General features: G+C 66.0%; 12 protein-coding genes and 1 tRNA gene. 5 read left to right on the top strand and 8 right to left on the bottom strand.

Annotation, left to right across the window (positions count from 1 at the left end; genetic code table 11):
* Positions 1 to 60 precede the first annotated feature (60 nt).
* Complete coding sequence (locus tag AC07NY_RS06240) at positions 61 to 375, top strand: hypothetical protein (RefSeq protein WP_494582555.1); 315 nt, start codon at positions 61 to 63, stop codon at positions 373 to 375.
* A gap of 12 nt (positions 376 to 387) precedes the next feature.
* Here the strand turns inward: AC07NY_RS06240 and flbD are convergent, their stop codons facing one another.
* From flbD to AC07NY_RS06200, 8 genes are all read right to left on the bottom strand, one after another.
* Positions 388 to 1752, bottom strand: coding sequence for a sigma-54-dependent transcriptional regulator FlbD (gene flbD / locus AC07NY_RS06235; protein ID WP_492284905.1), 1365 nt, complete (start codon positions 1750 to 1752; stop codon positions 388 to 390).
* A 41-nt stretch (positions 1753 to 1793) separates the two neighbouring features.
* Positions 1794 to 2144 carry a flagellar motor switch protein FliN gene (gene fliN, locus AC07NY_RS06230; RefSeq protein WP_492284906.1) on the bottom strand — a complete coding sequence of 117 codons (351 nt, stop codon included), beginning with the start codon at positions 2142 to 2144 and terminating at the stop codon, positions 1794 to 1796.
* Between the two features lie 11 nt (positions 2145 to 2155).
* Positions 2156 to 2746, bottom strand: coding sequence for a FliH/SctL family protein (locus AC07NY_RS06225; RefSeq protein ID WP_492284907.1), 591 nt, complete (start codon positions 2744 to 2746; stop codon positions 2156 to 2158).
* A gap of 1 nt (position 2747) precedes the next feature.
* A complete protein-coding gene (gene fliG / locus AC07NY_RS06220; RefSeq protein WP_492286072.1) occupies positions 2748 to 3737 on the bottom strand; it encodes a flagellar motor switch protein FliG in 990 nt (329 codons plus the stop codon).
* A gap of 104 nt (positions 3738 to 3841) precedes the next feature.
* Entirely contained in the window at positions 3842 to 5536 is a 1695-nt protein-coding gene (fliF, locus tag AC07NY_RS06215) for a flagellar basal-body MS-ring/collar protein FliF (protein ID WP_492284908.1), read from the bottom strand.
* Between the two features lie 303 nt (positions 5537 to 5839).
* On the bottom strand, positions 5840 to 6115 hold the full coding sequence (gene sciP / locus AC07NY_RS06210) for a CtrA inhibitor SciP (RefSeq protein ID WP_038359348.1): 276 nt from the start codon (positions 6113 to 6115) through the stop codon (positions 5840 to 5842).
* 107 nt (positions 6116 to 6222) lie between these two features.
* Positions 6223 to 6894 carry a flagellar hook assembly protein FlgD gene (locus tag AC07NY_RS06205; protein ID WP_494582549.1) on the bottom strand — a complete coding sequence of 224 codons (672 nt, stop codon included), beginning with the start codon at positions 6892 to 6894 and terminating at the stop codon, positions 6223 to 6225.
* 15 nt (positions 6895 to 6909) lie between these two features.
* Positions 6910 to 8400 carry a flagellar hook-length control protein FliK gene (locus tag AC07NY_RS06200; RefSeq protein WP_494582547.1) on the bottom strand — a complete coding sequence of 497 codons (1491 nt, stop codon included), beginning with the start codon at positions 8398 to 8400 and terminating at the stop codon, positions 6910 to 6912.
* Positions 8401 to 8654: 254 nt separating this feature from the next.
* Between AC07NY_RS06200 and mnmA the strand changes: the two genes are divergently transcribed.
* The 4 genes from mnmA (at position 8655) to AC07NY_RS06180 (ending at position 12661) form a co-directional block, all read left to right on the top strand.
* A complete protein-coding gene (gene mnmA, locus AC07NY_RS06195; protein WP_494582546.1) occupies positions 8655 to 9842 on the top strand; it encodes a tRNA 2-thiouridine(34) synthase MnmA in 1188 nt (395 codons plus the stop codon).
* Positions 9843 to 9878: 36 nt separating this feature from the next.
* Positions 9879 to 10523 carry a class I SAM-dependent methyltransferase gene (locus tag AC07NY_RS06190; protein ID WP_494582544.1) on the top strand — a complete coding sequence of 215 codons (645 nt, stop codon included), beginning with the start codon at positions 9879 to 9881 and terminating at the stop codon, positions 10521 to 10523.
* A gap of 79 nt (positions 10524 to 10602) precedes the next feature.
* Positions 10603 to 10679 (top strand) — tRNA-Met (locus AC07NY_RS06185).
* A gap of 428 nt (positions 10680 to 11107) precedes the next feature.
* Positions 11108 to 12661: an OpgD/OpgG family glucan biosynthesis protein gene (locus AC07NY_RS06180; protein WP_494582543.1), complete on the top strand. Its 1554-nt coding sequence runs from the start codon at positions 11108 to 11110 to the stop codon at positions 12659 to 12661.
* The last annotated feature ends 499 nt before the right edge of the window (positions 12662 to 13160 follow it).

Raw genomic sequence — 13160 nt, 5'->3', positions numbered from 1 at the left:
TCGGCATTCGCTCTCTAAGAATGTCGTTGGAGATGTGGTGACAACAGTCTGGAGGCCGTCGTGGACAGACGCTCATTCCTGATGACATTGGTCGGCGGTTTCGCCGCGGCCGGCATGGGCGGAATCGCCGCAGCAGAGGCCGCCCAGCCCCAGCTGGTGCCGAAGCCGGAAGCCGAACCCGCCAAAGGCGAAGAGGCAGTGACCGCAGAAATGAAGGAGGCGATCGACAAGACCGACGCCGAGTTCAGCCAGTACTATTATTACCGCCGGCCGCGCTATTATGCCCGACCCCGCTACTATGCGCGCCCGCGCTACTACTACCGCCCGCGCTATTATGCCCGGCCGCGCTACTACTATCGCCGGCGCTACTATTGACCGGCGCCCGGGTCAGGCCGCGCTGATGCGCGTCTGACCCGGCTCGGCCACCGTGATGCCGGCCGAAGTATATTCGCTCAGCTTGTTGCGCAGCGTGCGGATCGAGATTCCCAAAATCTTGGCCGCATGCGTGCGATTGCCGAGGCAATGATCGAGCGTATCGAGGATCAGCTCGCGCTCGACATCGGCAACGGTGTGCCCCACCAGCGAACGCGTCACCGCCTCCGCCGTCTGCGCCGCACGCGCGGCGGGATCGCGCGACGGCGCCGGCGACAGCGCCTCCCCTTCTGGGCTCAACACAGCCGCGGCCGCGATCTCGGTCCCGCTCGCCAGCAGCACCGCCCGGTGCATCGTGTTCTCCAGCTCGCGGACATTGCCACGCCAGGCGCTGGTCAAGAGCAGCTTGCGCGCATCGGACGCGATCGGACGCGCCGGCAGCCCGTTCAGATCCGCATATTTCTTGGCGAAGTGATCCGCCAGCACCAGGATATCGCCCGGCCGCTCGCGCAGTGCCGGCAGGCGCAGATGCACGACGTTCAGCCGGTAGAGCAGATCCTCGCGGAACGAGCCTTCGCGCACGGCATCGGCCAGATTGCGGTTCGAGGTCGCGATGATCCGGATATCGACCTTGACCGGCTGCGTGCCGCCGACACGGTCGATCATGCGCTCCTGCAGCGCGCGCAGCAGCTTGGCCTGCAGGCGGACATCCATCTCCGAGATTTCGTCGAGCAGCAGCGTGCCGCCATTGGCTTCCTCGAACTTGCCGATACGGCGCGCGATGGCGCCGGTGAAGGCGCCCTTCTCATGGCCGAACAATTCGGATTCGAGCAGGTTGTCGGGAATCGCGGCGCAGTTCACCGCGACGAAGGGGCGGTCCTTGCGACCGGATTTCTGGTGCAGGTGACGCGCGATCACCTCCTTGCCGGTGCCGCTCTCGCCGGTGACCAACACTGGCGCTTCCGAGCGCGCGATCTGCGAGGCGAGCTGCACGACGCGCTCCATCGCCGGGTCGCGCCAGATCAGGCTGGACTGGTCGGCGGCGACCGCCTCCAGCACCGCCGCGATCAGCTCAGGATCGGGCGGCAGCGGCACATATTCGCGCGCGCCGGCCTGGATCGCGGCCACGGCGGCGCGGGTATCGGTCGAGGTGCCGCAGGCAACGATCGGTGTGCGGATGCGCTCGGCCTCCAGCGCCGCGACATAAGCTGCGATCGGCTGCACGACATCGATCATCAGGAGATCGGCGCCCTTGGTGCGCAGCACGGCCAGCGTCTGGTCGAGGCTCTCGGTATGGGTCACGGCCGCGCCATGCGACATGGCGATCTTGGCGGCTGCGATGATCTGTCCCTTGAGACCGCCGGCAATGATGAGGCGCATGGCTCAGGTCCTTCCGTTCGTCGATGTCATGGGGCGGGCCGTCACCGGTCCGCCTTGATGATTTCCGTCATCGTCACGCCGAGCCGGTCCTCGACGACGACGACCTCGCCGCGCGCGACCAGCCGCTCGTTGACGAAGATGTCGATGGCCTCGCCGACACGCCGGTCGAGCTCGAGCACCGCACCCGGCACGATCTGGAGCAGGTCGCCGACCGCGACCTTCGAGGAGCCGAGCACCGCTGAAACCGTGACCGGCACGTCGAAGACCTGCTCAAGATCCTCGGCCGTCTTGACCGGCACCGGGCCCGAACGCGCCACCGACATGTCGCCCTGATCGAAGGACAGGTCGGCCTGGTTCAGCGGCGGCAGGTTGAGATCGTTGTCCTGGCTCATGGCTCAGACCTTCATGGTTCCGCATGGCCCTGGCCGAACACGCGCGAGACCGCCTGTTCGACCAGAGCCGCGAGTTGCTGGCTGTCGAGGACGAAGCCACCCTCCGCCCATTCGATGCGCCCGTCCCCGGGCGTGATGTCGGATTGCCCGAGCACGATCAGCTTACCGGCGAAGCCGTGTTCGGCAGCGAGCTTGCGGACCAGCTCCTCGGCTGCCTCGACCACGCTCTCATGCACGCGCAGCACCAGGTGCGGCGCCGTGCGGGCATGGCTGAGGCACTCGCGAATGGCTCCCGCCAGCGAGGCCAGCGGCTTCTCCGCCAGCGCCGCCCCGGCCAGCGCCTTCGCCGTCACGATGGCGACATGGGCCGCATGCTCTTCGATTGCGGCCATGCGTGCGGCTTCTTGAGCGAAGAGCCGCTCGGCCGAGCGCGCCAGCTGCCCGGTCAGGCCGACGAGCTGGGCCTGCGCCTCGCGATGCGCCTGTTCCTGCCCGGCATGGAAGCCCTCGGCCCGCGCCGCAGCAATATCGGCTTCGCCGGCGGCCTTGCGGCTGCCCTCGCGGAAATCCGTCCCGAACAGGAATTTCTTCGCGGACGTCATCTCAGTACACCAACTCGTCTTCGGCGCTGCCCTTGGACAGCACGATCTCGCCCTTGTCGGCGAGGTCCTTGGTCAATTGCACGAGCTTGGTCTGCGCCTCGTCGACCTCCTTGAGACGCAAGGGCCCCATGGACTCCAGGTCGTCCTGCATGTTCTTGGAGGCGCGCTGCGACATGGCGCTGAAGAAGAAGTCGCGCATCGACTGGCTGGCGCCCTTGAGCGCGCGCGCCAACGTGTCCTTCTCGGCCTGACTCACCAGCGTCTGCAGCCCGGCCGGATCGAGCTTGCCGAGATCCTCGAAGGTGAACATCAGGGCGCGGATGCGCTCCGCCGCTTCCTGGTTCGAGGCGTCGAGCGCCGAGAGGAAGCGCAGCTCGGTCTGCCGGTCGAAGCCGTTGAAGATCTCGGCCATCATTTCATGCGGATCGCGGCGGCGGGTTTGCGTCAGGGTCGAGACGAACTCGGTGCGCAGCGTGTTCTCGATATGGTCGAGTGCTTCCTTCTGCACCGATTCCAGCCGCAGCATGCGCCCGACGACCTCGATCGAGAGGTCGTTCGGCAGGTTGCGCAGCACGTTGGCGGCGTGCTCCGCCCGGATCTTCGAGAGGATCACGGCGATGGTCTGCGGGTATTCGTTCTTGAGGAAGTTCGCGAGCACGACCGCGTCGATATTGCCGAGCTTCTGCCACATGTTGCGGCCGGCAGGGCCCCGGATTTCCTCCATGATCAGCGCGACCTGATCGGTCGGCAGGATCTTCTCGAGCAGCGAGATCGTGCGGTCGAAGGAGCCCGTCACCGCGCCGGCGCTGGAGAGCTTGCCGACGAAATCGAGCATCAGGCGTTCGACCTCGTCCGCATCGACCGTGCCGAGCTCGGCCATGGCGCGCGTGATGATGCGGATCTCGTCGTCGTCGAATTCCTGCCAGATCTTGCGCCCGTGCTCCTCGCCGAGCACGAGCAGGATGACGGCTGCGCGCTGCGGGCCGGTCATCTCGGCGACGGTGGTCACGCCGAACCCGCCGCCCTCGATGGCGTCCGGCAGACCGGGGTTCCGCGTTGCGATGGATCGGGTATCGGCCATGTCTCAGCGCCCCGTCACGCGGCGGATCTCTCGTGGATCCAGCTCCGCAGCACCGCGACCGAGTCGGCCGGATTCTGCGAGACCAGGGCCCCGATCTTTTCCACGGACTGCGCCTTGAGCTGTCCCTTGACCTGGGCGATCGCCAGCATCCGCTCGGAAGGCGCCGCATCGACGTCGATGGGCAGCGGCTCGCCGTCGGCGCCAACCGTCATCGCCCGCCCGCTGCCGGCCGGATCGCCGGTCGCGTCAGCGGGCCCGACGAGGACGCCGCCATTGCGCATGAAGGAGGGGATCGCCCGGACATTGCTGTTGTCGGCTGCCAGCACCTGCTTCAGGAGCGGGCGCACCACCGTCATCAGCACGATCACGGTCAGCAGCGAGATCACGGCAAGCTCGGCGAAGCGGATCAGGTCCTCCCGGGTGAAGGAGGTGAGCTGCTGCATCAGCGTCTGCTCGGTGAGATCGGCCGGCGGCGGGGGCGCCTCGGCAAAGCGCAGGTTGACGACCTCGACCTTGTCGCCGCGGCCCTGGTCGAAGCCGACCGCGGTGCGCACCAGCTCGCCGATTCGCTCCAGCTCCTCGTTGTTGCGCGGCTGGTAGGCCATCTCGCCGGCCGGGCTGCGGGTGTAGTTGCCGTCGACGAGAACCGCGACCGAGAGCTTCTTGACCCGTCCGCCCTCCAGCACCTCGGTACGGGTCGTGCGCGAGATCTCGTAATTGGCGACTTCTTCGTTCTTCTGGGAGTTCTCGCGCTGGTTCTGCTGCGCGCCTTGCGTCTGCTGCGCGCCCGGCAATTCGTTGCCGACGGTGACCGTGCCGTTGCCACCCTCGGTCGTGGTCGAGGCTTCCGTGCGGTTCTGGCTCGAACGCAGGACACGGCTTTCCGGATCATAGCTCTCGGAGCGGCTCTCGACGCGGTTGGTGTCGAGCGCGGCCGAGACCTGCACCCGCGCCCGGCCGTAACCGACGACACTGGCGACGATGTCCTCGACCTGGCCCTTGATGCGCTTCTCGATCGCGGTCTGGCGCTCCTCGATGCCGAGCCCGATCAGGCCCTGGTCGCTCTGGGCGCCGTCGGCCAGGAGCCGGCCGCGCTCGTCGACGATCGAGACCCGCTCCGGCTTCAGGCCATCGACGGCCGAGGCGACGAGATGGCGCACGGCCCGGACCTGCGCGGCATCGAGCTCGCCGGCAAGCTTGAGCGCGATCGAGGCACGTGGCGGCTCGCGGTCGCGCTCGAACAGGCGCCGCTCCGGGATGACGAGATGGACGCGCGCCGCCTGCACCCGCCCGATCGAGCGGATGGTGCGCGACAGCTCGCCTTCGAGCGCGCGCAGATGATTGATGTTCTGGACGAAGCTGGTCGAGGAGAAGGCGTCGCCCTTGTCGAAGATCTCGTAGCCGACGCCGCCGCCGGCCGGGATGCCCTTGCTCGCGAGGTCGAGCCGCAGACGCGGCACGTCGGCCTTCGGCACCAGCACCGTCTGGCCGTCGCCGCGCAGTTCGTACTTGATGCCGCGCGCATCGAGATCCTTGAGGATGGCGCTGACGTCCTGGCTTCCCAGCTCCGAGAACAGCACGCTCATTGCCGGCTGCGACATCCGGAGCATCACGAAGCCGAAGAAGCCGACGAGCACCAGCGTGACGGCCAGCATGGCCGCCAGGCGCGCCGCGCCGAATTTGGCAAACTGCTCGATCAGGCCGCTCACGCCGTCATCCGTCCCACAGAATCGCAGGGACGGCGCACCTGCTCCGACCCACTAGGCAAGTTTTTCCCAGTGCATGGTTAGCGGGCGGTTAATTTTTGGATGCGGGTCGTTAATCTTTCTCGCCGGCCAGAGCATTTTCAAACGAAGTGGGCGCCGGTTCGCGTGAAGAAAATGCGCCAAACAAGAATTTGGAGCGGTTCAGCGTTCCCAAGGAGCGCGGAACCGCTCTGGTGGCGCAAACGCCAAAGGCGCCGGCCCTGTCAGGGCCGACGCCTTTGAAAAGAAACGGAAATGATCTGCTTCTTACTGGCGGTAGTGCTGGATGCGGGTCGTCCGCAGGCCGGCGAGGCCGTGCTGGTCGATCGACATCTGCCAGCTCAGGAACTCATCGACGGTCAGCGTATAGCGCTGGCAGGCTTCCTCGAGGCTGAGCAGCCCGCCGCGCACGGCAGCCACCACCTCGGCCTTCCGCCGGATGACCCAGCGCCTGGTATTCATCGGGGGCAGGTCCGCGATCGTCAGCGGACTTCCGTCCGGTCCGATCACGTACTTTACCCGCGGTCGCAATGGCTCGGTCATGGTACTCTCACACAACTCAACAGAGCTACTGAGGGCAGCATAGGCGGGTGGTTTTAAGAATTGGCTAAAACGATCGCCTCGGATGTCCACGACTGATTCGTCCGCGCTCAATCGCCGCGGACCACGCTCTTCACCTTGTCGATCGGGATGCTGATCCCGCCGATCTTGAGCATCGGGATCGACGAGGTGAAATCGACGCCGTCGACCACGCCGCTGATCTGCGTCTTCGCCGTGATGGCATCGCCCGCCACGCTCTTGGCATCGATCGTGACGGTGTACTCGCCATCCGCCGCCTTGCTGCCCGTGGAGGTCGTGCCGTTCCAGCTATAGGTCTGGTCGCCGGCGCTGAACGATCTGGTCTCCGTCTGGACCACGCTGCCCTTCGAATCCTTGATCGTGATCGTCGCGGTGCCCGCGGAGGGCATGGTGACCTTCCAGTCGGCTTTGCCGTTGAGCAGCCGCGCCGTGGCGCCATCGGCCGTGACCGTGGAGCCGATGAACCCGACCGCGTTCGTCGCCGTCCCTGCCGCGCTGAGGCTGAGCAGGGAGGCGAGCGTCTCGTTGGTCCTGAGCTGCTGCTCGACGCCGGCGAACTGCACGAGCTGCTGGGTGAACTGGTTGGTGTCGAGCGGATCCAGCGGCGACTGGTTCTTGAGCTGCGTCGTCAGCAGCGTCAGGAACTGATCGAAATTATTGGCAATGCCGCTCGTGGAGCCGGTCACCGTGCTGTTGCTGGTGCCCGATGTACCGGATGTGCCTGATGTGCCGGAGACCGCCATGGCGCTTGTCCTCGTTCAGATGCTGAGATCGACGCCGCCGAGCCGGACATAGCGGCGCTGCGGAACGGGGTCGATGGAAAGGGGAGTGTCCTCGGCCAGATCGGCGCCATCGGGCTGGCGCGCGCGCTGCGGCGCCTCGTCCTGCTGGCGGTTCTGGCGGAAGGCCGATTGGTCGGACGGATCGCGCAAAGTGATGTCGACGCCGGCATCGGACGGCTTCAACCCCGCCTGCTCGAAGGCGCGCTCCAGCGTGCGCGCATCGCGCTGCAGGAGATGCAGGGTTTCGACGCGATCGACGACCAGCTTGGCGCTGACCTCGCCCTTGTCGGAGATCGACAGGCTGACATCGACGCGGCCGAGTTCGTCGGGATCGAGGCGGATGTCGAATTGCCGCGAGCCCGACATGGCGCGCAGGCCGATCTCGATCGGCACGACATGGATCGGTGTCGGCTGGCCGCTCGCCGTGCCCTGGCCCGGAGCGCCGGGAGCGTTACCAGCCGCCGCATTCGGATCGAACGGCTGGACAAGGCGGTCATGCCCCGATTTTCCGGGCGCCTGCTGCAACAGTGTCGAGAGGTCGAACGGCGTTGCCGGCTGCTGAAGGCTATCGAGCGCCTTGGCCTCGGCAGGTGCCTGCGTGCCATTGGCAGCCGCAGGCTGGTCGGCCTTCGCCAGGATGTCCGCAAGCTCTTTCACGCCCTGCCCGGCCGTTCCGACCGCAGGCACGCCCGGCGCGGTCTTGCCGTCATGGGCAACGACGCCTGCGGCCGGCGCCTGTTCCGTCGCCGGCATGGCGACGACAGGCAATCCTGCGGCTGCGGCAGCGAGGTGCGCCCGCGCGGTATCCTTCTTCGTGCCCCCCTCGGTCGACATCGCCTCGACGGCCTCGCCCTCGGCGGCATCGACCGCCAGAAGCGGGCCCTGCGGCAGCAGCGCAGGCAGAACCGCGACCGGAACCGGCACAGCCGGGGTCTGGGTTTCGACAACAGGAACGGGTGCCGCGGGGCCAGTCTCGCCCTCGCCTGCGGCCTTGCCTTCCACCTTCGAACCGTCCTGCGCCTCGCCGGCAGCTTCACCGGTTTCGGTCGCCTCGCCTTCGCCGGCAGGCTTGGCCTGCGCGCCCATCTGGGCGGCAGCCATCGCGATCAGGAACGCGACCCCGCTCGCATCGGTCTTTGGTTCCTGCGGCATGGCCGCACCGGACTGGACGGGTGAAGAGGTCGGCACAGCCGGCGAGACGACTGTCTTCGAAGCATCCAGCTGCGCCTTCAGCTTGGCCGGATCGACGACCTGCTCCGCAACGGTCGCATCCTTGGCGGCAGCGGCTTCCGGCGAGGCTGCGGCCTTGCCGGCCGCGCCCGCCTTGCTCGCCCCGGCAGTCGCCGTCTCGGCTTCGGGCAGCGCAAAGACCTCGCCGCCCTCGCGCTGCTCGGTTTGACCGGCGCGCGACCGGGCAACTGGCGCTTCGGCGAGGGCCTGACTTGTGAACGCAGACTGGATCGGCATGAACGGTCCCGTGACGTGGGCAACAACGCGCCCGACCCGGTCCAGCAAGTTGCGAGCCAGAAACGGCCCTTGCTGAATCAAAGGCTTAGAACCATCTGACATGGGGAGCGGGCAATATGAGCCCGGTCCCAGAAGCCCAGGCCGGCAGGATTTGCCGATCCTGCTGGCGGCATCGGAGCAAAGCCGGTATAGAGCCGGCAGACGCGCCGACGCCGCCTTTCGAGCCTCCCGAGCCAGCCACGACACAGCCGAGAATGACCGCGCCCCTCCGCAATTCCCTCGACATCGCCAAGCCGCCCGCGGCCACACGCGTCGTCGCGGCGATGTCCGGCGGCGTCGATTCCTCGGTGGTAGCAGCTCTGCTCAAGCGCGAGGGCTACGATGTCATCGGCGTCACGCTCCAGCTCTATGACCATGGCGCCGCCGTCCATCGCGCGGGGGCATGCTGCGCCGGGCAGGACATTCACGACGCCCGCCGTGTCGCCGAAACGATCGGCATCCCGCACTACGTGCTCGATTACGAAAGCCGCTTCCGCGACGCGGTGATCGAGCGCTTCGCCGAGAGCTATCTCGCCGGTGAGACGCCAATCCCTTGCGTCGAGTGCAACCGGACCGTGAAGTTCCGCGACTTGCTCGATCTCGCCAAGGAGTTGGGCGCCGACGCCCTGGCGACCGGCCATTACGTGCTCAGCCGCGATCTCGGCAACGGCCATCGCGGCCTGTTCCGTGCCGCCGATGCCAGCCGCGACCAGAGCTATTTCCTCTATGCCACGACGCAGGAGCAGCTCGACCTGCTGCGCTTCCCGCTCGGCCATATCGACAAGGCGCAGACCCGCGCGCTCGCGGCCGAGCTCGGCCTCGCCATCGCCGACAAGCCCGACAGCCAGGATATCTGCTTCGTGCCGAACGGCCGCTATGCCGATGTCATCGAGCGCCTGAAGCCCGGCGCCGCCCGCCCTGGCGATATCGTCCATCTCGACGGCCGCATCCTCGGCCATCACGACGGCGTGCTGCATTACACCGTCGGCCAGCGCAAGGGCCTCGGCATCAGCGCGAGCGAGCCGCTCTACGTGCTGCGCCTCGACGCCGACGATGCCCGCGTCATCGTCGGCCCGCGCGAGGCGCTGAGCGTGCGCGAGGTTCGCCTGCGCGACCTCAACTGGCTGGGGGAGATGTCGCTCGACGCCCTGCCGCCCGAAGGGCTCGACGTCGCCGTGCGCGTCCGTTCGACCCGCGCCCCGCGCGAGGCCCGCCTCTTCCGCGACGCGGACGGCCTGCGCATCGAGCTCGCGAGCGATGAGGAAGGTGTGTCGCCCGGCCAGGCCTGCGTGATCTATGCCGATGCCGGCCCCGGCTCCCGCGTCCTTGGCGGCGGCACCATCCTGCGGCGTCCCCTCGCCCTGCCGGCCGCGCCCGCACCGGCCGCCCTCGCCCTGTCCTGACCGTTCAGGCCCGCTCTTCCGCTCGGATTCCCCATCATGCCGGTGACCTACGACCTCGACGGCCAGAAGCGCGTCTATGCGACCTGGGCCAAGTTCTATGACCGGATCTATCAGAACATGCTGGCGCGCCCGCAGCGCGAGGCGGTCGAAGCGGCCTGCGCCTGCGGCCCTGACATTCTCGAGATCGGCGTCGGCACCGGTCTCACCCTGCCCTATTTCACGCCGAACTCGCGCGTGCTCGGCGCCGATCTTTCGCTCGACATGCTCAGGGTCGCCCATCGCAAGGTGGTGAACCAGAAGCTCGACCATGTCCGCGGGCTGATGGTGATGGATGCCTGCCGGCTCGGCTTCGGCGACGAGCGCTTCGACGCCGTCACCGCGCAATTCGTGATCACGCTCGTGCCAAATCCCGAGCAGGCGCTGGCCGAGATGGACCGCGTCCTGAAGCCGGGCGGCGAGATCATCATCTCCAGCCGCCTCGTCGATGATGGCGGCATGCTGGCGCCGTTCTGGAGCGCGGTCGCGCCTCTGTCGAAGGTGATCGGCTGGAGCTCCGATTTCAAGGTCAGCCGCCTGACCGATTGGGCGAAGGCGACCGGCCGCTACGAGACGGTCCATGTCGGGCGCGGCTATTTCAAGGTCGTCCGGCTACGCAAGCTCGCCTCTGTTCACAAGAGCTGAGCGCAAGGCTTGACGAGGCCGGGTCGTGGCGCCTATATCGCGCCTCGACGACGAGCCGGCTTGCCGGCTTCGACCCTGTGGCGGGGTAGCTCAGCTGGTTAGAGCAGCGGAATCATAATCCGCGTGTCGGGGGTTCAAGTCCCTCTCCCGCTACCACTTCTTTTCATAGCGAAATCAATGATCTGGATACGGTCACGCCTGGGAACAGAGCGTGATTTCATGTCATAGTCGCTTACGACACGTTTCGTTTGATTTCAACGACTTACAGCAACATCGCTTGCCGGCTCGTCGGTGAGAATGCCGCGCCCATCAGCCTTTTCGCGCGGGCTAGACTGGACTCATCGCCACCCCGCTTATCATGACGGGCTCGCTTCGCGTAACGGGACGATGATCACCCGCATGGCGTCAGCACGTTCTTGCTGACCGGTGTTCATTCGCGCAATGCGCCGGGCGACGGGAACCCCATTCCCCTATCAACGTTTTAAACCCAGCGTGCGCTAGGGCGGCCGCATATCCGGGGGGATCCCATCATGTCGCCACCGTCTCGACGCGCATTTCTCGTCCTGCTTTCCGGAGCCGGTCTGTTGAGGGGCCGCGTCTCCTCGCAAGCGCAGACGCCCGCAGGAGCCGCTAAGGGCTTCGGCTATCAAGACGTCGTCCAGCAGGCGATCGCGCTCGCGAAGCAGCCTTTCGATGCCGAGAGCGCGAAGATTCCAGCCGAGCTCTCAAGCCTGACCTATGACAGCTATCGCGAAATCCGGTTTCGGCGCGACAAAACCTTCTGGCGCGAGAGTGGATCCGATTTCCGCCTGCTGCCCTTCCATCTGGGCTTTCTGCACAACAAGCCTGTGCAGGTTCACATCATCAACCACGGCAACGCGATCCCGATCCCCTTCACGACCGGTCTGTTCGAGTACGGCAAGGTTCCCGTGCCCAAGAATCTCTCGCCGGCGCTCGGCTTCGCGGGTTTCACCGTCACCACCAACCTGAACGACCCCAAGGTGCAGGACGAGGTCATCTCCTTCCTGGGCGCGAGCTATTTCCGCTTGATCGGCCGGGGGCACCGTTACGGACTTTCGGCGCGTTCGCTCGCCTTGAATGTCGGCGGCGAGGGTCCCGAGGAATTCCCGTTCATGCGGGCGCTCTGGGTGGAGGAGCCGTCGCGTGACACGACCGAGCTCGTCATCTACGCCCTGCTCGACTCCCCGTCGGTCGCAGGCGCATTTCGCTATGTCGTCAGCCCAGGCCGCAACACCTCGATGGACGTGACCGCGACGATCATCCCACGCAAGGAGATCGAGCGGATCGGCATCGCGCCGCTGACCTCGATGTTTCAGGCTGGAGAGGGCGATCTCGGTCAACGAACTGATTTCCGTCCCGAAATCCACGATTCGGACGGGCTGATGATGCAATCCGGCAGTGGCGAATGGATCTGGCGTCCCATTCGCAATCCCAAGGTGCTGCGCATATCAAGCTTCGGCGACAAGAACCCGCGCGGCTTCGGCCTGATGCAGCGCGACCGCGATTTCGGCAGCTATCAGGATCTGGAAGCGCGCTACGATGCGCGGCCAGGTTACTGGGTCCAGCCACAGGGTGACTGGGGCGAAGGCCGGGTCGATCTCATCGAGATTCCGACGGATAACGAAGCCTTCGACAACATCGTCGCTTGCTGGACGCCGAACAAACCACTGCCCAGTGGTCAGGCTGCCGAATTCAGCTACCGCATCTCGGCATTGTCGACGACCTGGCACCTGCATCCTTACGCCCAGGTGCAGCAGAGCTTCAACGGCTCGGACATCGAGGATGGTGTTTCCGAGGGCAAGGGCACGAAACGCTTCATCGTCGATTTCGCTGGCGGCGACCTCGCCTACTATCAGAGCGAGCCCGAGCGCCTGGAACTGGTCGCGACGAGCACCGCCGGCTCCATCACCACGAAGATACTGACGTTCAATGCGCCATTGAAAGGCGTGCGCGCCATCGTCGATGCGACGCTGCCGGATGGCCAATCGGCCGAGCTTCGCATGTTCCTGAGAGGGCGAAATCGCACCTTGAGCGAGACTTGGACCGCAACTTGGTCGGTTCCGGCGGGCGACGCCGCGCGGCCGCAGCCTTCGAAGAGCGAACCGCCGCGCAAGTGACGAATCTGCCCTTCAGTTTCCCATGTCGCAATCGTGCTGACTGCGACTTCGCTGACCATCGTTCTGCCCGTCGTCGATCGCTCAGTAGAGAGATAGGTCGTACGCGATAGCAAAAGGCTGAGCCGATGGCAGGCGCGGCGCGCGGAACACTCGTCACTCGCGCCCGTTCCTCCACGATTGGAGGACAAACCCATGGCAAAACAACCTGAAGCTTTGGCTACCTTCGCGGCAAGCGCCCGTAACGATGGGAAGAAGCCTCGCAACATTGGCCTTCACGCAACGGATGAAACCAGACCTCTCCCCACCGATTCACAACAGAAAGCAGATGCCGCAACCAAGGTTCTGCGAGAGGGTGTGCTCCACAAGGACCAGGGAGCCGACCAAGCCGTCGATGCTCTGCCGGATAGAACGCGAGACATCAAACGGCGCTCCTGACCAGAGCGGCGAATATCGCCGGGTCATCAGACGTTTCGATGGTCTCGGGCTTAGGCGAGATTGA

Source organism: Allobosea sp. GW821-FHT09G06, assembly GCF_059416005.1.
The sequence above is the reverse complement of the archived record's forward strand: the minus strand, read 5'-3'. Positions and strand labels throughout refer to the sequence as shown.

Coding starts and splice junctions, on each gene's coding strand:
- flbD (WP_492284905.1), bottom strand. CDS start 1,752: ATGCGCCTCATCATTGCCGGCGGTCTCAAGGGACAGATCATCGCAGCC.
- fliN (WP_492284906.1), bottom strand. CDS start 2,144: ATGAGCCAGGACAACGATCTCAACCTGCCGCCGCTGAACCAGGCCGAC.
- AC07NY_RS06225 (WP_492284907.1), bottom strand. CDS start 2,746: ATGACGTCCGCGAAGAAATTCCTGTTCGGGACGGATTTCCGCGAGGGC.
- fliG (WP_492286072.1), bottom strand. CDS start 3,737: ATGACCGGCCCGCAGCGCGCAGCCGTCATCCTGCTCGTGCTCGGCGAG.
- sciP (WP_038359348.1), bottom strand. CDS start 6,115: ATGACCGAGCCATTGCGACCGCGGGTAAAGTACGTGATCGGACCGGAC.
- AC07NY_RS06205 (WP_494582549.1), bottom strand. CDS start 6,894: ATGGCGGTCTCCGGCACATCAGGCACATCCGGTACATCGGGCACCAGC.
- AC07NY_RS06200 (WP_494582547.1), bottom strand. CDS start 8,400: ATGCCGATCCAGTCTGCGTTCACAAGTCAGGCCCTCGCCGAAGCGCCA.
- mnmA (WP_494582546.1), top strand. CDS start 8,655: ATGACCGCGCCCCTCCGCAATTCCCTCGACATCGCCAAGCCGCCCGCG.
- AC07NY_RS06190 (WP_494582544.1), top strand. CDS start 9,879: ATGCCGGTGACCTACGACCTCGACGGCCAGAAGCGCGTCTATGCGACC.